This window comes from Persicitalea sp. (assembly GCF_041751555.1).
Taxonomy (GTDB): domain Bacteria; phylum Bacteroidota; class Bacteroidia; order Cytophagales; family Spirosomataceae; genus Persicitalea.
Map to the genome: position 1 here is coordinate 1 of NZ_JBGSXF010000148.1, position 22,866 is coordinate 22,866.

Consider the following 22,866-nt stretch of genomic DNA (forward strand, 5'->3'; position numbering starts at 1 on the left):
CTTTAAGTACGCCGATTTTCGTGGCGCGGCCCTCTTCACCGATGCCCGTATCGACGACGATGCCGATTTCAAATACGCCGAATTCAGCGACGGTGCTAAATTCACTAAAACTCGTTTCAGCGGTGACGCTGATTTCAAATATGCCGACTTCAACCGCGCGGGTGACTTCTCCAACGCCAGCTTCCGAAGTCGCCCCGATTTCAAATACACCAAGGGGCGTTATGATATGTGATCCCAGCAAGGATGTCATCATCCACTGTCCGAAACCGTACAACTATTGTGCGATTTCGGACATTTTTTTGTTTTACGATTTTATAAAATGCTGACTATCAGCAAAACCATTTCATGGTACGCTATTTGGCATACCAAGTTAAGAATAGCAATAATTGTCCATTATCCATTGTCAACTATCCATTAAATAAGTGATTCGACTCAAAAACATCGCCAAGCACTACCCCGCCGGATTCGGCAAAGTTTATGTTCTGCGCAACATCAGCCTGAATGTCAAGGAAGGCGAGTTCGTGTCCATCATGGGGCCGTCCGGCTCGGGAAAATCTACTTTGCTCCATATTCTGGGATTACTGGAAGAACCTTCCGAAGGCGAGTACCTCTTCCTGGACGAGCCCGTACAACAACTCAGCGAAAAGAAACGCACCGAGCTACACCGCCACCACATCGGCTTCGTGTTCCAGGCGTACCACCTCATTGACGAACTTACGGTCTACGAAAACATCGAAACGCCACTGCTTTACAAAGGCACGCCATCGGCGGAGCGCAAGAGTCGCGTGGCCGAACTCCTTGACCGTTTCAACATGGTAGCCAAGAAAGATCTGTTCCCTAGCCAGTTATCGGGCGGACAGCAGCAACTAGTTGGCGTAGCGCGATCAATTGTCCATGAACCAAAAGTCATTTTTGCCGACGAACCTACCGGAAATCTTCACTCCGAGCAAGCCGAGGACATCATGGAGCTTTTCCAGAAACTCAACAAAGAGGATAAGGTAACGATCATTCAAGTCACGCACTCGGAGAAAAACGCCGCCTACGGCAATCGGGTGGTGCGGCTCAAAGATGGTTGGATGGCCTAGTTTAGTGATGAGTGATGAATTATGAGATTTTCGAGACTGCGAGAACTCATGTTATGTCCGGCATTGGCCTCATCTATAATATGTTATTTAAATTAGCCATGATTTTTTTTAGAACCATTTTTCAAATATTGAAACGCCCCGGGCAGCGGTGGTTGGTGGGGTGTTTTTGTCTGGTTTATTTTCCGCTTTCGGCGCAGCAGATGTTGAGTTTGCAGGAGTGCGCTGAGCTTTTGACCAAAAACAACCTGATTTTTCGCGACGGACAATTGCAGGCCGAAGCGGCGCAGGCGCAGTGGCGGCAGGCCAAGTCGCAGCAGTTGCCGCAGCTTGGCATTAACCTGAGCCAAAGCGTGAATTTGGGCCGAAGCATCGACCGCTTTACCAATGCCTACATCGACCAATTGTACAATTCTAGCTACGTGGGAGCGAGGGTTAGTGAAACTATTTTTCAGGGATTTAGTGTACAAAATGAAATTCGTCAGAACAAACTGCTGAAAGAATCAGCCCTGGAAAACAGCGTCGCCGTGCGCGACGCGCAACTCTTACTCATGGTGCAAGCTTATGTGCAGGTGTTGGCGACTAAGGCGCTGCACGAGTCGGCGCAGCAGCAGGTAGCCACGTCCGAAGAGCAGGTGGATCGCGTGGAGAAGCAGGTGAAAGCGGGAGTGGTGGGAGCCAACGGCTTGTACGAAATCCGGGCGCAGTTCAGTAACGATAAATTCGACGAGGTAACGGCTCTGAATAGCTATCGGATGGCCCGTCTGGCGCTTTTTCAACTACTCAATCTGCCACCTGATCCCGACACAGAATTCCGTCCGTTGAGCGTGACTGCAAACGAACCCACCCCTTTGTCCGCTGCCGATCTATTTGAAGAAACCCAGCAAAACTTCCCCTTCATTCGCGCCGCCGAATTGCGGCGACAAAGTTTCAACTACCTGGTCAAATCCATTAAAGGACGCAACTATCCTTCGCTAAACGCTTCCGCCGATTTCGGGGCTTTTTATGCTTCCACCAATAAGCAACTAGACTACTTCGCCCAACTCAATGCCACCCGTAACGGTTCGCTAGGTCTGAATCTTTACATCCCGATCATGGGCCGCTGGCAGACACGTCCGCGCGTCGAACTGGCTCAGGTTCAAGAGCGCGTCGCCCGCAACCAACTGGATCAGAACAAACTGGAACTCCGCCAGGGCATCGAGCAAGCCCTGTTGAACGTAACCGCTTCGCAAGACCGCTACCAGGTCGCCCGTGAAAATGCCGAAGCTCTGGAAGCCAGCTACGCCACGGTAGAAAGCCGACTGAACGCTGGTACGGCCACGATCTTCGAGTATTCTCTCTCAAAGGCAAATCTCGCCCGCGCCCAGGCCAACGCCATCCGCGCCACCTACGAGTACATCATGAACCGCAAAATCCTGCAATATTATCGGCAGGCTAGTTGGGAAGGGGTTTTTTGAGTTGAAAGTTTATAAGTTCATGAGTAGATGCTCTGGAACTGCGAATTCCTAACTCATAGACTCATAGACTCATAGACTCATAGACTCATAGACTCATAGACTCATAGACTCATAGACTTTCAACTACCACGGCCGTCCCGTTCGCGCTGACCATGAGCATAGAGCCGTTGGGGCCGATGGCTTCGTAGTCGAGATCCACGCCGATGACGGCGTTGGCACCGAGTCGCTCGGCTTGCTCGGACATTTCGCGCAGGGCGATGCTTTTGGCCTCTCGCAGGCCCTGTTCGTAGGCCCCGGCCCGCCCGCCGACCACGTCGCGAATCCCCGCGAAGAAATCTTTGACTATGTTGGCCCCGATGATCGCTTCGCCGTTGACGATGCCGATGTACTTGGTGATGTTTTTGCCTTCGATGTTGGAAGTAGTGATGATGAGCATTTTTTAATTGGTTATGATTAATTTTGGGTAAAATACGAAGAGGTAGAAAGCCAGCGTTGGTTCTGTCGATGAGCGGACGCGGGAATCTTTGAGAGGTAAAATTACGTGCCTATGGCTTCTCCTCCTCTGCTTACCTATCACTTTCATTCAACCAGTACCTTATCTGTGCAACCAATCAAAATACTCTTCGCTTTTCTACTTTTTATTCCCGCCGTTCAGGCTCAAAAGTCGGCAACGGCAATACCAGCGAAAGCCCCAACCGTCGATAGCATTCTGGACAAGTACTTCGAGATAAGCGGCGGCAGGAGCCGCTGGGACTCGCTGCAAAACGTTCGCATGAACGGTACCGTGACGGTGCAAGGCATGGAAATCCCCGTCACGATCATTCAGACGAAGGAAGGACAGCAAAAGGTCAGCATCAAGTTTCAGGGTCAGGAAACGACTCAAATGGCTTTCGACGGTCAGACGGGCTGGAGTACCAACTTCATGACCCAGCGGGCCGAAGAAATGAATGCCGAAGCCAACGCCAACACAAAGCAGCAAGTCGGCGACTTTCCCGACGCCTTTCTGCATTATCAAGACAAAGGCTACGTGGCGACGCTGGAAGGCACGGAGGCGATCGAAGGCCTGGACGCCATCAAAATCAAGCTGACCAAAAACCCGGTAAAGGTGGACGGTCAGTCGCAGGAAAACGCCGTGTACTACTTCTTTGACCCCGAAAGCTACCTGCCCGTGGCCATGCGCAACACTTCCCTGAGTGGGCAAACCAAAGGGGCTTCGGTAGAAACGTTGTTGGACGATTACCGCGAAGTCGAGGGATTGCTGTTTCCCTTTACCAGCACGATTAGCTACAACGGAATGCCCGGCGAGACGATTGTATTGGAACGCATTGAAACCAATATTGAGGTGGAGCCTCAACTATTTGCTTTTCCGAAGTGAAGGCTTATTCGTTACGGCACCCAATCCTAAAAAAGTACTACTGCCTGACCGAACAACTTGCTAGTCTTGAATTTCACTAGAAGCAGTAGCATTCTGTCATGGATACCTTTCTGATATTCGTTTTCATCTTCGGGCTTTTTGCCTGGGGAATGTGGCGGCTGCTCAAGTACACCCGTGATACGGTTGGAGAGAACTCGCCCCTCAAAATGAGTCGGGTGTACCAGATTTCTGAATTTAGGTACTTCACGGGTTTTGAAGGAATTATAACCTTCGGGTTGTTTGTGATGGCGATTATACTCTCGTTCATGATTTTCAGAATTCCCGTCTCATCCAACGACTCCCCTATGCTGGTTTATGTCATGCTGTTTCTTATGTTGATCGTTTTTTGGGGAAGCGGAGTGTTAAATCTAATTCTTCTGCTCAACAATTGGAAATACATAAAAGGCGTGGTGATAATTACGCATCCTGACCATCAGGCGGTTGAAGTAAAGCTTCCCGACCGGACCTTCATGTTGCATTCTGGTGATGTTGAGCGGATAGATAGCCTGTCAGCAGGTGATTCCAGAATGAGCAACTGGTACTTGACCTACCATCTTAGAAATGGCGAACATTTTACCTTATCGGGCCGTATGCCTGGCTATGAGGTTATTAGTGAATACTTTCCCGAAGTCGAAACGACTTGGACACATAAGCGATTTGTGTTTCTTCCGTAGTCCTTTTTGTCTAAAAATTCCCGACCTTTGCCCCCCAATTTCGCTTCATACCAAGCGATTTAACAAAAAAGCTGATAGCCTTGTCAGGCTGAGCGCAGCCGAAGCCCGACGCCACTTATGAAAACCAAAGGAATACGTACCAATAAAGTCAACATCGTCACACTGGGTTGTTCTAAAAACCTCGTGGACTCGGAAGTACTTTTCACGCAACTGAAAGGCAACGGCTACAACGTAGCGCACGAGTCGAAGAAAGATGACGCCCAGATCGTGGTCATCAACACCTGCGGCTTCATTGACGGGGCCAAGGAAGAATCCATCGACACCATCCTGCGCTACGCCGACGCCAAGGCCGCGGGCGCGGTGGACAAAGTGTACGTAACGGGCTGCCTGTCGCACCGCTATAAGGACGAACTGGCCCTGGAAATCCCGACGGTGGATGCCTGGTTTGGTACCAACGAGCTACCCCGCCTGCTCAAAACTCTCAAAGCCGACTATAAGCACGAGCTTGTCGGCGAGCGGTTGCTGACCACGCCGACGCACTACGCCTACCTCAAAATCGCTGAGGGTTGCGACCGTCCGTGCAGCTTTTGCGCCATTCCGCTCATGCGCGGCGGCCACGTATCGCGGCCCATCGAGGAGTTAGTGAATGAGGCCAAATCGCTGGCGAAGCGCGGTACGAAAGAGTTGATCCTCATCGCCCAGGATTTGACCTACTACGGACTGGATATTTACAAAAAAAGAAACCTCTCCGATCTGTTGGCGCGGCTTTCCGACGTGGAGGGCATCGACTGGATCAGGCTGCAATACGCCTACCCGGCTGGCTTTCCAACCGATGTGTTGGACGTGATGAACGAGCGGAGTAATATCTGCAAGTACCTCGACATGCCACTGCAATCCGGCTCGACGGAAATACTGAAATCCATGCGACGCGGTATCACGCGCGAGAAAACGGAGGCCCTGATCGAGACGATTCGGGAGCGCGTGCCGGGCATCGCCCTGCGCACTACGCTCATCGTCGGCCATCCCGGCGAAACTGAGGCCTATTTCGACGAGACCTACGAGTTCGTGGAAAAAATGCGCTTCGACCGCTTGGGTGCTTTCCAGTACTCGCACGAGGACAACACCCACTCGCACACCATGCCAGACGACATCTCCGCCGAAATCAAGCAGGAACGAGCCGACGCGCTTATGGAATTGCAGCAAGGCATTTCGTGGGAATTAAATCAGGAAAAAATCGGCAAAACCTACCAAGTACTTTTCGACCGTAAGGAAGGCGGGTACTTTATCGGCCGCACGGAGTTCGACTCACCGGAGGTAGATAACGAAGTACTTGTGTCGGCCAAGCAGTACGTTCGCCTGGGGGATTTTGCGGATGTAAAAATCATTTCGGCGGAAGAGTTTGATTTGTACGGCGAGGTGGTATAAGGAAAACTCCGCATTTTTTTAAATTTGCGCAGTCATCTAGGCTTTAAATTTATGTTCAATAATTGGAAGGTTGATGCTCTCAACTCTCCACTATCAACTCTCCATTAAATTGTTACAAAGACTTCAAACTCTCTTTCTCGCCATCGTCGCCATCGCGATGGGCGTATTTTTAGCTTTTCCTCTTTGGTACAAAATGGGATCAGATGGCGTTCATGAAGCTTCAATGACCGCTTTTCGACTGACTTTCAAGGCCACGCCCGTGCAGACGGGAATCCAACCCGTCTATTACGTGGCAGGAATGGCGATTCTGGTGATTGGCGTGGCGATTTTTGCCATTTTTAAGTACCGCAACCGTCTCATGCAATCGGCTTTGTGTGCGGTCAATTCTATTTTGATGACCGTGCTTCTGGCTACTGTCGTCTATCAAACCTTTTACGAGACGGCAAAGCTTTTCGATGAAGGTGAAACGGGCGACTATCTTGTCGGCTTCTACGCGCTGGTGGTGGCGATGCTCGCCAATGTAGCGGCTAATCGCTTCATTCGCCGCGATGAGAAGTTGGTGAAGGAGTCGAACCGTATGCGGTAGGCGCTAAATCAACCCTTCCTTCAACAAATCGTGCAAATGCACGAAGCCCTTCAGCTTTTCACCTTCCACGACCACAAGTTGCGTGATGCTCCGTGCCTGCATGATTTGCAGGGCGTTCACGGCATAGTCGTCTGGGGCAACGCCGATGGGCGAGGGCGTCATGATGTCGTGGGCGGTCAGGTGAAGTAGTTGGCGGTCGGGGTGCTGGCTGAGCATCCGCCGCAGGTCGCCGTCCGTGATGATGCCGGCCAAAGTACCATCTTCCGCCTTCAACACCGCCGTGGCTCCCAGCCTTTTCGAGCTAATTTCCAGAATCACCTCTTTTAAATTAGCTGTCTCCGGCACAGCGGGTAAGTCATTGTGGGGGTAAATGTCGCTGACGCGCAGGTAGAGTTTCTTGCCCAAACTACCCCCCGGATGGTTGCGGGCGAAATCTTGCCGCGTGAACCCCCGCGCTTCCAGCAGACAGATCGCGAGGGCGTCGCCCAGGGCCATGCAGACCGTAGTGCTGGTAGTAGGAGCGAGGTTTAGTGGGTCAGCTTCGTGAGGGGCGTGGGCGTGGAGAATGAAGTCGGCGTTTCGGGCAAGATAAGAATCCTGGTTGCTAACCATCGCGATCAGGATAATTCCTGCTCTTTTTAGCAGCGGAAGAAGTACCTTTACCTCGGGCGTATTGCCGCTCTTGGAAATGGCGATGACCACATCCCCGGCTTGAATCATGCCCAGATCGCCATGAATGGCGTCGGCGGCATGCATGAACAGGGCAGGCGTTCCGGTGGAGTTGAGCGTAGCAACGATCTTCTGGCCCACGAGGGCGCTTTTGCCGATGCCCGTGACGACTACCCGCCCGCCCGCCTGCAAAATAGTCTCCACGCAGTTTTCAAACGATTCGTCGATAAGTGCTACCAGGTTTTGAATCGCCTCGGCTTCTCGGGCCAACACTTCTTTTGCGATGGACTGAATATTTTTTGCTAACTTCAATTTTGAATCCTTTTCCCGGATTTATTACCTTTAAAAATAATCTGACTAAGCAAAGGTAGAGAACTTTGGAAAAATCCTCCCGCAGACACATAAGATGATAGAACAGACCGAGCAAGTCGCCCCAGGTACCTTAAGAACTAGTTTGAAGGAGATTTTCGGATTCAGCCAGTTTCGGGGCGATCAGGAAATCATTATCAACAATATTTTAGCTGGAAAGAACACCTTTGTTATCATGCCCACCGGGGCGGGTAAGTCGTTGTGCTACCAGTTGCCGGCCTTGGTTCAAGACGGCATGGCGATCGTGATTTCGCCTTTGATCGCCTTGATGAAGAATCAGGTGGATCAGCTCAACGCCTTCGGTATCAACGCGCAGTTCCTGAACTCGACGCTTACCAAGGCCGAAATCACCCGTGTGAAGCGCGACGCGCTCGACGGTAGTTTGAAAATGCTCTACATCGCTCCCGAGTCGCTGACGAAGGAGGAGAATCTCGATTTTTTACAAAAAACCAATCTCTCCTTCGTCGCCATCGACGAGGCGCACTGCATATCGGAATGGGGCCACGATTTCCGGCCTGAGTACCGTCGCATTCACGGCATTATCGATGACATCGGCGACCTACCGATCATTGCCCTTACGGCCACCGCTACGCCTAAGGTGCAGCAGGACATCCGCAAAAATCTGCAAATGGAGGAGGCCGAAACCTTCAAGTCATCCTTCAACCGCGAGAATCTTTATTACGAGATTCGTGCCAAGCACGACGTCAAGAAGCAACTCATTCGTTACGTCCACCACAATAAAGGCAAGTCGGGTATCATTTATTGCTTGAGCCGCAAGAAGGTGGAAGAAATTGCCGCTTTGCTGAACGTCAACGATGTACGGGCGTTGCCTTATCATGCCGGACTAGATTCTCACACCCGCATGGCCAACCAGGATGCTTTTCTGAACGAGGACGTGGAGGTGATCGTGGCCACGATTGCCTTTGGCATGGGTATCGACAAGCCCGATGTACGTTTCGTGATTCACTACGATGTCCCCAAGTCGCTGGAAGGCTACTACCAGGAAACAGGCCGCGCCGGCCGCGACGGGTTGGAAGGTAACTGCCTGATGTTTTACAGCTACGCGGATATTCAGAAACTGGAAAAATTCAATAAAGACAAGTCGGTCACTGAGCGCGATAACGCCCGCCACCTGCTGGGCGAAATGGTGGCATACGCCAACCTTGGCGTATGCCGGCGTAGGCAGCTGCTGAGCTACTTTGGCGAATATTACGGGGAAGACTGCGGTTTCTGCGATAACTGCATGAAGCCGACCGAAACTTCCACCGTTCAGGAGGAGGCTACGCTGATCCTGAAAGCGGTGAAACTGACCGAGGGGCGCTTCGATGGTGAACACATAGCTGACCTCCTCATGGCCAAGGAAAACCAGTACGTTCGCAGCTACGAACACGATAAACTCGACGTATTCGGTAAGGGTAAAGAACTCAATGCTTCGCACGAATTTTGGGTGTCGCTCATTAGGCAATTGGTGATTTTCGATTACCTTGTCAAAGACATCGAGAACTACGGCGTGCTGCGCCTCTCGGAGCGCGGCGACACCTACCTGGGTGGTTCTTATCCGATCACGATCCACGCGGATCACAATTACGAAGAAAAAGTGAGCAAAGACGATGACGACAATGGCGGCCCATCCGCCAACGGCGGCCACGCCTACGATGAGGCGCTGCTATCGCTGTTGAAGGCCCTGCGCAAGAAAGTGGCCAAGGAGAAAAACCTGCCGCCTTACGTGATTTTCCAAGATCCCTCGCTGGAAGAAATGGCCACGGTGTATCCGACGACCGCGCAAGAGATGTCGCAGGTCAACGGCGTGGGTATGGGTAAGGTGCAGAAATTCGGCAATCAATTCATTGACGCCATCACCAAGTACGTCGAGGAAAACGAGATTGAAACGGCCAAGGATGTGGTCGTAAAGTCGATGGTCAACAAGTCTAAGATTAAGATTTACATTATCCAGCAGGTCGATCGCAAGGTCGATTTGGAGGAAATCGCTGATGCCAAGGGGCTGGGGATGGATGAACTCATCGAAGAAATAGAGCACATCTGCTACTCGGGTACCAAACTCAACCTCAACTACTATATCAACCAAGTCATCGACGCTGATCGGCAGCAGGAGATCAAGGAATACTTCATGACCGCCGAAACCGACAACATGGCCGCCGCCCTGGAAGAATTTGCCGACGAGGACGTCACGGAAGAAGAGTTGAGGCTGGTGCGAATCAAGTTTATGTCGGAATTCGCCAACTAGCTCCACACACACGAAAACATGAATGAGCTTTTCCGGAAAATGGGAGAAGCCAGATTACTACTATATGAACATATTAATACTGGGTTCGGGCGGGCGCGAACACGCTTTCGCCTGGAAGGTGGCGCAGAGTCCGCTCTGCGACGATTTGTACGTAGCCCCCGGCAACGCCGGAACGGCGGCGGTAGCGACCAACGTTTCGATAGCCTATAACGATTTTGAAGCCGTTGCCGCTTTGATATCTGAAAAGAGCATCGAACTCGTCATTGTTGGTCCCGAGGAACCGCTGGTACGGGGCATCATCGATTTCCTGCAAGCTCGTCCTGAATTGAACCATGTCCGACTCATTGGGCCTGATCAAGCTGGGGCGCAGTTGGAGGGAAGCAAGGATTTTTCCAAAATTTTTATGGAAAAATACGGGATTCCCACCGCCAGCTACCGCACCTTCACGGCCGATACGCTTGACGAGGGCATGGCTTACTTACAATCGCACGCGTTGCCCGTCGTTCTTAAAGCCGACGGACTGGCGGCGGGGAAGGGTGTTATCATCGCTGAGACGGTAGCACAGGCCCAGCAGACCTTGCAGGAAATGCTGGTGGACGGAAAATTCGGTGCGGCGGGCAATCGCGTGGTCGTGGAGCAATTCCTGAAAGGTGTCGAGTTGTCTGTTTTTGTTCTGACTGACGGTACGAATTACAAAATCTTGCCCGAAGCCAAAGATTACAAACGTATCGGCGAGAACGACACCGGACTGAATACCGGAGGCATGGGTGCCGTATCGCCCGTAATTTTCGCTGACGAAGCATTTTTAAAAAAAGTAGAGGAAAAAATCGTGAAACCCACGCTGGATGGGCTACGGCAGGAGGGCATAAAGTACGTAGGGTTCATCTTTATTGGCCTGATGAGCGTCAAGAGAGAACCTTACGTGATCGAGTACAATGTGCGCATGGGCGATCCAGAAACCGAAGTGGTGCTTCCGCGCATCCAGTCGGATTTGGTAACGCTGCTGATGGCCACGGCGAAGGGGAATTTACAAGATGTCCCCATGACAATCTCGCCACAGGTGGCTGTCACAACGGTGGTAGTGTCGGGAGGCTATCCCGGCGACTATGAAAAAGGCAAGGTAATTGCCGATACGGATAAAGCCGAGGATGTGATGGTGTTTCATGCCGGAACCGCATTCAATGGCAATACGGAGGTCGTTACCAACGGTGGAAGAGTATTGGTCCTCACGGGCATTGCGAACTCTTTGGAAAATGCCGTTCACAAATCACAGCGAGCGGCCCAGACGATTCAGTTTGAAGGAAAATACTACCGCCATGATATCGGCCTCGATCTCTTACGATATAAAGATTGAGGATATAGATTATGGGATGCATATCATGTTCATCCGGCGGTTGCGGCTCCAGCGATGGTGGCGCAGCCCCTGGCTGCAAAAGCAATGGCAACTGCGGAACGGGTGGTTGTAATAAAATGAATACGTTCGACTGGCTGAGCCACATGGAAATACCCGTGGCGCAGCGCTTCGACGTGCTGGAAGTAAAGTTCAAAGGCGGGCGAAAGGAGTTTTTCCGCAACGTCAACCAACTTGACCTGACCACGGGCGATTTCGTGGTTTGCGAAATGCAGTCGGGCCACCACGTAGGAATGGTGTCGCTACAAGGCGAACTCGTGCGGCTACAAATGAAGCGCAAGAGCGTCGTAGTTAACGATGATCTGAAGGTGATCCACCGCGTGGCCGATGAGAAAGATCTCGAAAGGCATACACAGACCATCGCCCGCGACTTGCCGACAATGTACCGCAGCCGCGAAATCATCAGGAGTTTGAAGCTAAACATGAAGCTGTCGGACGTGGAGTTCCAGTCCGACAACTCCAAGGCTACGTTCTACTACTCTTCTGAGGAACGGGTAGATTTCAGGGAATTGATCAAGCTACTGGCCACCGAGTTTAGAATCCGCGTCGAGATGCGGCAGATCAGTCTGCGGCAGGAAGCCGGACGGTTGGGCGGCGTGGGATCCTGTGGTCGCGAGCTTTGCTGCTCGACCTGGATCACGGATTTCAAGACCATCTCCACTTCGGCGGCCCGCTACCAGAACCTGTCGCTCAACCCGGCTAAGCTATCGGGTCAATGCGGACGGCTCAAATGCTGCCTCAACTACGAGTTGGAAACCTACATCGACGCGTTGAGCCACATTCCGAAGGTACACGCTCCGCTGAAAACCAAGAAAGGTAACGCCGTCCTGCAAAAGACAGACATCTTTAAGCGGATTATGTATTTCAGCTTCGAGAAGGACAACAATTGGTATCCTGTCGCCGCCGAAAAAGTGAAGGAGATTCTCGTTTTAAACAAAAAAGGCGAGGTACCCGAAACGCTGGAAATCATGGTAATGCCTGAGGTTGCTTTGGCTGAGGAAACCAAAGAAGCCGGGTCGCTTAGCACTGACCTCGAAAGCCTGGATCGCAAATACAGCGAAGCCAACAAGAAGAAAAAGCGCAAGAAAAACCGGAACAAACCCCGGAGCAAATCGCGTAATCCCTCTGGGAAAAGCGGGGGCGCGAAGGAGTAAGGAATTTGCTCTCGATTACGACAATACAGACAGGGAAATTATAAGGGCTGTCCATACCGGACAGCCTTTTTTCTGATAAAAATTTTAAAAAGAGGATCACAACTACCCACCCCCCTTATCGTCGTCACGCCAAAATAATGATTCAAAAACTCTATAACATCTCCCAAAAAACATCCCGCCGGATCATCGGTCTGATGTCCGGTACTTCACTGGATGGTTTGGACGTGGCTTTGTGTAGAGTTAGTGAGAGTGGTCTGGCGACAGAGGTGGTTGTGGAGGATTTTGCTACGGTTCCTTACACGGAAGAATTTCGGGAAAAGATCAGAGAAGTTTTTGCCAAAAGGGAAGTCGATTTTCAGCACCTGTGTTTGCTAAACGCCCACATCGGTACTCAGCACGGACGGATGGTGCTGGGGTGCCTGGAAACCTGGAAAATCGCTCTTGGCGAAATCGACCTGATCGCCAGCCACGGGCAGACGGTCTATCACGCGCCCAAGAAGCAGCACGGCCTGGCAGACTACCCCAATGCCACGCTGCAAATCGGCGACGGCGACCACATAGCCGTCACGACGGGTATTATTACTGTCAGCGATTTTCGGCAAAAGCACATCGCGGCGGGCGGTGAAGGCGCACCTTTGGCTGTGTACGGCGATTATCTTTTGTTTTCAAAAAAAGGCGAGAACCGTATCCTACTGAATATGGGCGGCATCGCTAACTTTACTTACCTGCCCGCCACCCAACGTGCCGACGAAGTATTTACTACCGATACTGGCCCCGGCAACACTTTGCTGGATGCTTTTACCAGGAAGTACTTCGACAAGCCCTACGACGAGAATGGCGCCTTGGCCGCCGCCGGAACAGTCGAGCCGAAACTACTGGAAGCTCTGAAGAACCACGCTTTTTTTAAAGTCGATTTCCCCAAAACTACCGGCCCGGAGGTATTCAACGCGGGTTATGTTCAGGCTGCACAAAAGCAAAGCAATACCGAAAGTACTTCACCCAAAAATCTCCTTGCCACGCTTACCCGATTCAGCGCCGAGACGATTTCGGAAGCAATCATCAATACAATAGACAAAAACGCACAGTACACCCTCTACGCCAGCGGCGGCGGCGCGCACAACCCGGTCTTGATGCAACACATCCGCGAACAACTACCCAATTTTCGAATAAAAGACATGCAAGCACTCGGCGTAGCAGGAGATGCGAAGGAAGCGGTACTTTTTGCGATACTTGCCAACGAAACCGTCGCCGGAGGCACCACTGACTTTGGCACCCGCGAAGGCGTTCCGAGCGTGAGGATGGGGAAGGTGTCGTTTCCTTTTTGAGGGGCAAAGGCGCAAAGTATTTTAAGCATGAGGGGTATGGTAGCAGCATATGCTGGTTTACCCTTCAACAGCAAGGGCTGCCCCGCCTCAACTCTTCAACAATTACACGCCGGGCGGGAGATCCCGTTCCACAATCACACAATTACACAACCATGTACGACATCACCATCATCGGCGGCGGCATTGTCGGATTAGCTACCGCCCTGCGGCTGAAAGAGCAGCGGCCCACGCTGCGGCTGCTATTGCTGGAAAAGGAAAAAAGCGTGGCCCAGCATCAGACGGGACACAATAGCGGCGTGATCCACTCCGGCCTGTACTACAAGCCCGGTAGCCTGAAAGCCACCAACTGCATCCGGGGCTACCGGATGCTGCTGGATTTTTGTGATAAGGAAGGCATCGCCTACGACCTTTGCGGCAAAATCGTTGTCGCCACCCGCCCCGAGCAGGTACCCATTCTGCACGGTCTGCACGAGCGCGGCTTGCAGAACGGCTTGACCGATAACCGCAGAATCACTTTCGAGGAAATGCGTGAGATCGAACCCCACGTGCAGGGTCTGGAAGGGATTTGGGTGCCATACACCGGAATCATAGACTACAAAACGGTTTCGGAGAAATATGCCAAGCGCATCAAGGAACTGGGCGGGGAGCTAAGGTTTGGAGAAAAAGTAATTAACATCAAACACACCGACGGCCGCTCACAGATCAGCACCGAAAAAGGCGGCGAGTACAAAGCCAAACTCGTTGTCAACTGCGCGGGGCTGTACTCTGATACCGTGGCGCAACTTACGCAGGAAGAGTCAGTCAAAGTACGGATCATTCCCTTCCGGGGTGAGTACTATAAGCTAAAACCTGAGAAAGAATATCTAGTCAAAAACCTAATCTACCCCGTTCCTGATCCAAATTTCCCCTTTCTGGGTGTTCACTTCACGCGCATGATCGAGGGTGGGGTAGAGGCGGGCCCCAACGCCGTGTTGGCCTTCCGGCGCGAAGGCTACGGCAAAATGAACTTCAACTTCAAAGAATTTTCGGATATCCTGGCCTGGCCGGGCTTCCGAAAGGTAGCGGCCAAGTACTGGCGCACGGGACTGGGCGAAATGTACCGCTCCTTCTCCAAAGCCGCCTTCACTAAAGCCCTGCAGGAGCTCATCCCCGAAATCCAGTCTGCCGATCTCGAACCCGGCGGCGCGGGCGTTCGCGCTCAGGCCTGCGACTATGACGGCGGCCTGCTCGACGACTTCGCAATTCTGGAAAGTACCTCGGCCATCAACGTCGTCAACGCGCCATCTCCGGCGGCAACTTCGTCGCTGTCCATCGGGCAGACGATTTCGGAGCGAGTGCTGGCGCGGCTGTGAGGGAAGCGATGGGGAAGTCGATGACGGTTACCGCTCACGACAAACTTGAAACGTTGGCGCGTGACATCCTGCCTGGTCTTGCTTCCCGAATCGGGGCTTAGGTTTCTCGAAAAAAGGAGTTTTAGAGGGACTTTTGGTATTAGCACGATTCTCTTGGACTAGTATTTTTGACCTTAACTCACGCTACGAGCATGGTTACCAGTATACTACTAGTTATGATCGGGATAGCCCTCGTTCTTCTGGCAGCTAGTGATTTTGCCTTCACCGCCTTTGTCCTCACGGGCGAGGGAGTTATAACTGCGCGATTGGGGCGCGGCATATACAATTTCATGCAATGGCTGGCGGGCCACGACGGGCGGAATCAGTTGCTCAACTACATCGGATTGGTGACGATCTTTTCCATAATCACCGTCTGGATACTGTTGCTGTGGACGGGCTTTACGTTTATTTTCGCCGCCGACACTAATTCTATTCTGGTGGGGCAGGACAAAACCCCGGCAGATATTTTCGAAAAAGTGTACCACGTGGGCTATACCCTCTCCACACTGGGCATGGGCGATTTCGTGCCAGGAAACGACTTCTGGCGGATACTCACCTCCTTTATATCGTTCGTGGGGATGGTACTCGTCACCATGTCGATCTCCTACCTGGTTCCCGTACTTTCCAACGCCATTCATAAGCGGTCGCTCAGTTTGCAAATCAGCAGTCTGGGAGCTACGCCAGAGGAGATCGTCATCAATAGCTACAACGGTAAAGACTTCAGTAGTGCTACGGGGGCGCTCAGCGACCTTTCGGCGGAGATTTTCCTTTACACCCAGAACCACCTGGCCTATCCTATCTTGCATTACATGCACAGCAACACCCCCAGCGAAAATATAGCTCTCAAGCTAACGGCGCTGGATGAAGCGCTTACGATTTTCATGTTTCATGTACCCGAAGCTCAGCGCCCCGATGAGCTGCAACTCCAGTCGGTGCGTCGGGCCATCACCGCTTACCTCACAACCATTACCTACCTCGAACCCGCCTCGGAACCGCCGCCTTTGCCCCGTTTTCAAATTATTGAAGATCATACGGGCGTAAAGCTCGACCGTACTTCGCCACTCGATGCCCGCGAATTGTATCACGGACTGGAAAAAAGGCGGAAGTTGCTGCTGGCCGATCTCCGAGACGGTGGTTGGCAGTGGGACGATATCGGCGGTGAGAAATACGAAACCGATCTCGATGTACCATTTGCCAACAAACTTCTCACCTCATGAACTCCTGGTTTTCTGCGCCGCCGCTTCACTTGCTTTGGATCCTGCTGTCGTGCACGGTTTTCTACCTGCTCATCATTCTGATTACACGGGTAGTGGGACTGCGTAGTTTCACTACTTTTTCCAGTTTCGATATCCTAATTACGCTGGCGATGGGGGCCTTGTTGGCTACCACGGTACTAGACCGCGAAGTAGCCTTACTGGAAGGATTGACGGCACTTGTTTCGCTTTTCGGATTACAAATCCTCGTATCGACGCTGCGAGCGCGAAGTAGTTTGATCAAGAAGTGGCTGGACACCCCTCCCACACTATTGATGAAAGATGGGAGAATCCTGCACGACAATCTCCGCGCGGTACGACTCACGGAAGACGAACTATTGGCCAAGCTACGCGCTAATAATGTTTTCAACTACGGGCAGGTCGTCGCGGTAGTGTTGGAAAGCTCAGGTGAGGTATCAGTTTTGAAAAAATCAAAAGGGGATATTCCCCTGAACGACCAGTTATTGGAAGGAGTAGTGAGCGAAGCGTAGTTTTTGAATTGAATCTCTAAATCATTTTCCAAAAAAGCTGTTATCATTGCACCAACAACAGTTAAGACATCAACCTAATCTCAAAAAATGATTTATAAAACTAAAGTATTGGCCTTCGCGCTCTGCGGATTAGTAATCCTGCAAACAAACACCTTTGCCCAAAAAAAAGACGTAAAACCCCTGACTCCGGAAAAATTCATCGATCCCGCTAACATGGACATGTCTGTGAAGCCGGGCGATGATTTCTACACATATGCCAGCGGCAACTGGATCAAAAACAACCCGGTGCCCGCCAAGGAAACGCGCTGGGGTAGTTTCAACGTCCTGCGCGACTTCAACATCGAGGCTGTGCGCGGCTTGCTCGATGATGCCGCTATCAACAAGAACGCTCCGGCGGGTTCGGTCGAGCGGCGCGTGAGCGACTTTTACAAATCGGCTATGGATAGCGCGGCAATCGAAAAACTGGGCTACACCCCTATCAAATCTGACCTGCAAAAAGTCAACGCCATCAATAGCAAGCAAGCCGCGATCACGCAAATCGCCAAAGCCCGTACCGAGGGCGAGGGTAGCCCCTTTTTTGGCTTTTATGTGGGTCAAGACCGTAAGGACGTGGAAGTGATGATTCCACAGTTCTCGCAGGGCGGCACCACACTGCCCGACCGCGACTACTACCTGAAAGATGACGCCCGCAGTCAGAAAATCCGCGCTGCTTATAACGACTATGTCATAAAGCTCTTCACGCTCACGGGTACTTCCGAAGCGCAGGCCAAAGCGAACGCCGACGCCATCATCAAGCTGGAAACCGAACTGGCCCGCGCCCAAATGCCGCGCGTAGAGATGCGCGACCCGCAGAAAACTTACAATAAACTGTCGGTGGCCGATTTCTCAAAAAGTACCCCTCACTTCAATTGGAAGCAAGTTATGCCCATGATGATGGTGACTGGAGAAGACACGGTGCTGGTGAATAATCCCAAGTTTTTTGTGAAAGTCGATTCACTTTTTGCCGCCACTTCACTGCCTGACCTGAAAGCCTACCTGACCTGGAACGTGCTGAAATCATCGGTTAGCTACCTGAGTTCCGATTTCGTGGATGCGGCCTTTGCCTTCAATCAGGTACTGACCGGGCAAAAAATACAGACGCCCCGCTGGCAGCGGATGTCGCAGCTCACCGACCGCACTATTGGCGAACTACTAGGGCAGCTTTACGTAAAAAAGTACTTCACGCCCGCCGCCAAGCAACGCATGGATCAGTTGATCAAAAACCTGGTGAAAGCTTACGAGCAGCGGATCAACGGTCTGGAATGGATGAGTGCCGAGACGAAGGAAAAGGCGCTGGCTAAGCTCCACAACTTTACCCCCAAAATCGGTTATCCCGACAAATGGCAAACCTACCAGGGTTTCGACATTAAACCCACAACGTTTTATGCCAATGTGAAGAACGGCGACGCCTGGGATTATAAGGACATGGTCGATCGGTTGGGCAAACCCGTGGACCGCACCCGCTGGGGCATGACGCCGCCCACGGTGAACGCCTATTACAGTCCCGTGCTGAATGAAATTGTGTTTCCGGCGGGTATCTTGCAATTCCCCTTCTTCGACCCGAACGCCGACGACGCGGTGAACTACGGCGGCATCGGCGCCGTGATCGGCCACGAGATTTCGCACGGCTTCGACGACAGCGGCAGCCAATACGATAAGGACGGCTACCTCCGCAACTGGTGGACTGACGATGATCGCAAGAAGTTCGTGGGACTGGCCGACCGCATCGTGGAGCAGTACAACAACTATACCGTGCTGGACACGATCCACGTCAACGGTCGCCTGACGCTGGGTGAAAACATTGGTGATCTCGGTGGTCTGAACGCGGCCTATACCGCCTTTAAGATGACGCCCGAAGGCAAATCGAACAAAAAAATCGACGGCTTTACGCCCGATCAGCGCTTCTTCCTGGCCTGGGCGCAGGTATGGCGCACCAATATCCTGCCCGAAGCCGCCGCCCAGCAAGTGTTGGTCGATCCGCACTCACCCGGCGAGTGGCGCACCATCGGCCCGCTCATCAATATGGACGCCTGGTACGAGGCCTTCGACGTGAAGCCCGGCGACAAGCTGTACGTCGCACCGGAGAAGCGGATTTATTTGTGGTAAGGAGGGCGTTATTCTGAAGTAAAAAAGGGGGGAAGATTAAGCGAACTATCGCTTAATCTTCCCCCCTTTTTTACAACTACTTCTCCCGGCTCTGCAAAAAAGCCAGTAAGTCGCGCATATCCTCAACGCTCAGTTGGTTTTGCAAGCCATCTGGCATAAGTGAAGTCCTGCTCATCCCGTAATCCTTCATGTCTTTTTTCTGGAAAGTCACGAAGCCCTTGTCCTGCGTTAAAAGGTCAATTTCTTTCTCGCTCACATCGATCTGGCGCCCCATGTAAGCCTCACCATTTTTCAGATTGACGTACCAGCCCTGCCACTCGGGGCTGATTTCCGCCGAAGGCTGCAAGATGGCGCGAATGAGTTGGTTAAGCGATTTTGACATCCCCACGTTCGTCAGGTCAGGACCGAGGTCGCCGCCCCGGCCTTCGATGGCGTGGCAGGCGGCACAAACGGCCTGCACCGAGTAAAATACCCGCCGTCCGCGTTTGGCTTCGCCGCCCTTTTGCAGGGCTTTTCCCCAGGCTTCGTAGGTAGTGGGGCGACTGACAAGGTCGGGCAGCGGCCTACCCACATACAAGCGCAGGTACCGTTCGGCTTCCGCCCGCACTTCCGGCGATTTGTCCTTGAGCAAGGGTTTTATTTTCTCAGAAAAATTACCCGGCTGACGACTCAGGGCCAGCAAAGCTTCTGCCCTGACCTCGGGGGAGGTGGCGCTCGATTTTGCCGTTTGGAACAATTTCTCAGCAATCGCCGCGTCGGGTATTTGAGCCAGCGACCGAACTACCTCCAACTGCATTCCGGCGTCCTTTTCCTTAGCAAGAAGCGCGAGCAGCAAGTCGGCCTTCTGCGCGGGTTCATCGAGTAGTTTGACCGCCATAGCACGCACCGCAACGGGATGTATCTTGTCCTCTATGAATTTTTCAATAAAATTTTCGGGCAAAGGCCGCTCGATTTTCTTCGTGTAGGGTTCAGCTCGATTCTGGTAAATATTCAAGAACTCGGGCTGCAAGTGCCGTATCGTTTCCAAGTAAGTTTCGAAGAGCAATAAAGAAGGCGTTCCTACCGTCAGTGACTTGTCCAGATCTGCGCGGGATTCCACCAGTCCGGCCTTCCCTACCCACATCATTGCCCGCTGCCGAACCCGTGCGTCGTCGTCGGTCAGCATTTGCCGCATCAGTCCTTTGTCGGGTCGAAAACCGGAACGTTGCAGCGCCAGCAGCGCCCCGATTCGGATAAGCGGTTCGGTACTTTTAACCGTCTGTACTAGTTGTTCGTGGTGAGACGGACGGGCCAGCATGACCATCGCCGCGTGGCGCATGAAGGGGTCGCTGGAAGTCAGTCGTTTGGCCAGGTAGGCAAAGTTGGTGTGGGGGCCGGTGTTGTAAACTACCCGCAGCGGCAGGGAAGCCGAGTCTGGTGGTGCCAACTTGGATAGTTTTTGGGGGTTTTCTACCGCCACGTTTTTCCTGGCAGATAGTTTCCAAATCCGTCCGCGGCCGTGGTTGGGGTAATTGCGCAGCACCCAGTCGGTAAAGTAGATGTTGCCTTTGTTGTCGGTGGCGAAAGCCACCGGGCGGAAGTTTTCGCCACCTTGCACCAGCACCTGCGTGCTACCCGTGAGCGATACGCCATCGGGTTTCAAATCAATGCGCACAATTCGGCTTTCTTCCCAAATACTGGCTAGCATCTGACCCCGATAATCTGCGGGCAGGGCGGCCAAATTGGCGTTCAATAAGCCCGACGGTGCCTCGCCCAGTCCGACGGCGTAGGGCAGAGTACCGGGCAATTCGCCGTTCCAGGCCAAATAAGGATTGATGCCGCTGCCGCCGAACAGCGATTGGTAGCCGTAGTCGCCGCCCGACACAACATCCACGAGGCGATTTGGGCCTCGGCTGTCGGGGTCGTTATCGACGGTGAGCAGATGACCCGTGTCACTGAACTTGACATCCACCGGATTCCAGAAACCCGTCGCGACTTCTTCCAGTTGGGAGCCATCGGGCCGGGCGCGAACGATATTCCCTCCATCGCCGTAACCCGTAACGGACGAACCGTCGGTACCGACCAACTTCCACAATGCTCCACCTGTATTTCCCCGCGAGACGTACAGCCAGCCATCTGGCGAGAACGTAATGCCCAGCAAGGCCGAGTGCGCGTACACTTTGTCGGGTTCGGTAAGTTCAAGTACCTTCTTGCGGTCTTCACTACGTCCGTCGCCATCGCGGTCGTAAAGTACCGTCACGTCGCGGGAAGTGACGACGTAGAGATTTCCAGTGGGCGAGAAGGCAATGTTGACGCCCTCTTTGAAGCCATCGGCGAAAACGGAGGCTTTCTCCGGTTGTCCATCGCCATCTTTATCCTCAAAAATCTTGATCTGATCGCTCTTCGGCCCGGCATAGTCGGCGGGTGGCTGATGGGTGTTCGATTCCAGCACAAAGACGCGGTCAAGGCTGTCTACCGCAATGCCGATGGGCGTAACGATGACGGGGTTTTCGGCGACGAGGGTCAGTTCGAGGCGGTCGTCGAGTACCTGGGGCGGGTTTTCGGGAAGGGGCGCGGTTGGTTCTTTATCTTGAAAAGAAAAAAGTAATGCCGTAAGCAAAACCAGAAGTTTTCCTCTGTTCATGGATTTAACTCTCATATTTCTGAAATAACGCATACGCCTTCCGCAAATCATTCTCCACCGTGTCGTGACTCAGCGGCGGGGCCATTTCCACGACCAGGTACCCTTCGTAACCGTGACCAAGCATCCGCTCGATAACGCCCGCGTTATCGGTCACGCCTTCGCCGAAGCGCACCACTTTATGGATACCCAAACGCTCGGTTTCTTTCAGGTCGATGTGCAGAATGCGGCTGTGGAAACGCTCTACGACTTCCAGCAAATTCACGTTAGCTCCGTCGAAATGCGCATTGTCCATGCACATCCCGACGTTGGCCGAAGGGATCGCGCTGAAAATCTTGTCGTAATCCGCAATGTTTTCGATGTTGTTCTCGGCGTGATTTTCCACCAGCACCAGCATATCCATCGCCTCGGCGGCAGGAGCCAGTTCTTTCAGTGTTTCGATCACGTTGTCCAGTCCGCCCTGCGTCCCGCGCTTAGCCCCGGTGAATTTCACACGCCGACAACCCAGCCGCTTGGCCGCTTCCATGCACCACAGTTTATGGCCGACGTCCGTAACGACTCGCCCACTCGAACCGAAGGCCGTACCCTGCACGCTGATGGGTTTCAGGCCGTGCTTGCGGCAGCGTTCCGCGATGCTTTCCAGTCCGGCGGGCGTGAGGTTGCGGCCGTACCAAGTATTAAACTCTACGTTTTTGAAGGGTAGTTTGGGGATGATCTCAAAGGCTTTCTCGAAGTTCTCATCTCCAAAGCCGTCGCAGGTAATGGTCGCGATGGCGAGTTCTACTTTTTTGGGTTTTGAAGTTTTAGAAACGGGATGAGCGGAAGAAGAACTCAGCACGGCCACTCCGGCTGCGCCGAGGGAAGCGGTTTTCAGGAATTTACGGCGGGCAAAGGCATTTTTCATGATGTTAGGCTTCAAATAATGACACGATGTTACCGCCGCTTCGTCCAATACTCCCAGATTTCAAACATCTCCATCGTCTCCTCGTCGGCCTCGATGTCAGTGAGTTGGGAATACTTTACCGGAACTTGGTAGTTGTAATCGTCCATTTCGATCAGCAGCCGGAAATCGTCGCCCCGAAAACCGTCCGAATCGCTGTGCAGCCCCACGACCGCGACGCGCTTTGTTTCACGGCTTCCCCCTTTTTTGGTCAG

20 protein-coding genes are annotated in these 22,866 nt (G+C 52.7%); 15 read left to right on the top strand and 5 right to left on the bottom strand.

Annotation, left to right across the window (positions count from 1 at the left end):
- The 3 genes from ACEW8P_RS04960 to ACEW8P_RS04970 all read left to right on the top strand — a co-directional run.
- Window positions 1-232, top strand: a 232-nt coding sequence (locus tag ACEW8P_RS04960) for a pentapeptide repeat-containing protein (protein WP_373511997.1), incomplete at its 5' end; no start/stop codon positions are given.
- A gap of 190 nt (window positions 233-422) precedes the next feature.
- Entirely contained in the window at window positions 423-1,085 is a 663-nt protein-coding gene (locus tag ACEW8P_RS04965; RefSeq protein ID WP_373511998.1) for an ABC transporter ATP-binding protein, read from the top strand.
- Window positions 1,086-1,213: 128 nt separating this feature from the next.
- Window positions 1,214-2,539 carry a TolC family protein gene (locus ACEW8P_RS04970; RefSeq protein ID WP_373511999.1) on the top strand — a complete coding sequence of 442 codons (1,326 nt, stop codon included), beginning with the start codon at window positions 1,214-1,216 and terminating at the stop codon, window positions 2,537-2,539.
- A gap of 109 nt (window positions 2,540-2,648) precedes the next feature.
- Here the strand turns inward: ACEW8P_RS04970 and ACEW8P_RS04975 are convergent, their stop codons facing one another.
- Window positions 2,649-2,975 carry a heavy metal-binding domain-containing protein gene (locus tag ACEW8P_RS04975; protein ID WP_373512000.1) on the bottom strand — a complete coding sequence of 109 codons (327 nt, stop codon included), beginning with the start codon at window positions 2,973-2,975 and terminating at the stop codon, window positions 2,649-2,651.
- Window positions 2,976-3,140: 165 nt separating this feature from the next.
- Between ACEW8P_RS04975 and ACEW8P_RS04980 the strand changes: the two genes are divergently transcribed.
- The 4 genes from ACEW8P_RS04980 to ACEW8P_RS04995 all read left to right on the top strand — a co-directional run bounded on the left by ACEW8P_RS04980 (window position 3,141) and on the right by ACEW8P_RS04995 (window position 6,638).
- Window positions 3,141-3,914 (top strand): outer membrane lipoprotein-sorting protein, encoded by a 774-nt coding sequence (locus ACEW8P_RS04980; protein ID WP_373512001.1) that lies wholly within the window; start codon window positions 3,141-3,143, stop codon window positions 3,912-3,914.
- A gap of 98 nt (window positions 3,915-4,012) precedes the next feature.
- Window positions 4,013-4,627, top strand: coding sequence for a hypothetical protein (locus ACEW8P_RS04985; protein ID WP_373512002.1), 615 nt, complete (start codon window positions 4,013-4,015; stop codon window positions 4,625-4,627).
- A 117-nt stretch (window positions 4,628-4,744) separates the two neighbouring features.
- Window positions 4,745-6,052, top strand: coding sequence for a 30S ribosomal protein S12 methylthiotransferase RimO (gene rimO, locus ACEW8P_RS04990; protein WP_373512003.1), 1,308 nt, complete (start codon window positions 4,745-4,747; stop codon window positions 6,050-6,052).
- Between the two features lie 109 nt (window positions 6,053-6,161).
- On the top strand, window positions 6,162-6,638 hold the full coding sequence (locus ACEW8P_RS04995; RefSeq protein WP_373512004.1) for a DUF4293 domain-containing protein: 477 nt from the start codon (window positions 6,162-6,164) through the stop codon (window positions 6,636-6,638).
- Window positions 6,639-6,641: 3 nt separating this feature from the next.
- Here ACEW8P_RS04995 and ACEW8P_RS05000 read toward each other — a convergent pair whose 3' ends face one another.
- A complete protein-coding gene (locus tag ACEW8P_RS05000; RefSeq protein ID WP_373512005.1) occupies window positions 6,642-7,619 on the bottom strand; it encodes an SIS domain-containing protein in 978 nt (325 codons plus the stop codon).
- 94 nt (window positions 7,620-7,713) lie between these two features.
- Between ACEW8P_RS05000 and recQ the strand changes: the two genes are divergently transcribed.
- From recQ to ACEW8P_RS05040, 8 genes are all read left to right on the top strand, one after another.
- Window positions 7,714-9,921 carry a DNA helicase RecQ gene (gene recQ / locus ACEW8P_RS05005; protein ID WP_373512006.1) on the top strand — a complete coding sequence of 736 codons (2,208 nt, stop codon included), beginning with the start codon at window positions 7,714-7,716 and terminating at the stop codon, window positions 9,919-9,921.
- A gap of 64 nt (window positions 9,922-9,985) precedes the next feature.
- Window positions 9,986-11,275 (top strand): phosphoribosylamine--glycine ligase, encoded by a 1,290-nt coding sequence (purD, locus tag ACEW8P_RS05010; RefSeq protein ID WP_373512007.1) that lies wholly within the window; start codon window positions 9,986-9,988, stop codon window positions 11,273-11,275.
- A gap of 116 nt (window positions 11,276-11,391) precedes the next feature.
- Window positions 11,392-12,486 carry a stage 0 sporulation family protein gene (locus tag ACEW8P_RS05015; RefSeq protein WP_373512008.1) on the top strand — a complete coding sequence of 365 codons (1,095 nt, stop codon included), beginning with the start codon at window positions 11,392-11,394 and terminating at the stop codon, window positions 12,484-12,486.
- Between the two features lie 137 nt (window positions 12,487-12,623).
- Complete coding sequence (locus ACEW8P_RS05020) at window positions 12,624-13,811, top strand: anhydro-N-acetylmuramic acid kinase (RefSeq protein WP_373512009.1); 1,188 nt, start codon at window positions 12,624-12,626, stop codon at window positions 13,809-13,811.
- A gap of 152 nt (window positions 13,812-13,963) precedes the next feature.
- Window positions 13,964-15,163, top strand: a complete 1,200-nt coding sequence (gene lhgO / locus ACEW8P_RS05025; protein ID WP_373512010.1) for an L-2-hydroxyglutarate oxidase — start codon at window positions 13,964-13,966, stop codon at window positions 15,161-15,163.
- 191 nt (window positions 15,164-15,354) lie between these two features.
- Window positions 15,355-16,419: a potassium channel family protein gene (locus ACEW8P_RS05030; RefSeq protein ID WP_373512011.1), complete on the top strand. Its 1,065-nt coding sequence runs from the start codon at window positions 15,355-15,357 to the stop codon at window positions 16,417-16,419.
- Window positions 16,416-16,946, top strand: a complete 531-nt coding sequence (locus ACEW8P_RS05035) for a DUF421 domain-containing protein (RefSeq protein ID WP_373512012.1) — start codon at window positions 16,416-16,418, stop codon at window positions 16,944-16,946. Before ACEW8P_RS05030 ends, ACEW8P_RS05035 begins: the two co-directional genes overlap by 4 nt.
- Window positions 16,947-17,159: 213 nt before the next feature.
- Complete coding sequence (locus ACEW8P_RS05040) at window positions 17,160-19,091, top strand: M13 family metallopeptidase (RefSeq protein ID WP_373512016.1); 1,932 nt, start codon at window positions 17,160-17,162, stop codon at window positions 19,089-19,091.
- A 76-nt stretch (window positions 19,092-19,167) separates the two neighbouring features.
- Here ACEW8P_RS05040 and ACEW8P_RS05045 read toward each other — a convergent pair whose 3' ends face one another.
- From ACEW8P_RS05045 to ACEW8P_RS05055, 3 genes are all read right to left on the bottom strand, one after another.
- Window positions 19,168-21,714 (bottom strand): PVC-type heme-binding CxxCH protein, encoded by a 2,547-nt coding sequence (locus ACEW8P_RS05045; protein ID WP_373512013.1) that lies wholly within the window; start codon window positions 21,712-21,714, stop codon window positions 19,168-19,170.
- A gap of 4 nt (window positions 21,715-21,718) precedes the next feature.
- Window positions 21,719-22,615, bottom strand: coding sequence for a sugar phosphate isomerase/epimerase family protein (locus ACEW8P_RS05050; protein ID WP_373512014.1), 897 nt, complete (start codon window positions 22,613-22,615; stop codon window positions 21,719-21,721).
- Window positions 22,616-22,644: 29 nt separating this feature from the next.
- Window positions 22,645-22,866: calcium-binding protein (locus tag ACEW8P_RS05055; RefSeq protein WP_373512015.1), on the bottom strand; the 222-nt coding region annotated here is incomplete at its 5' end.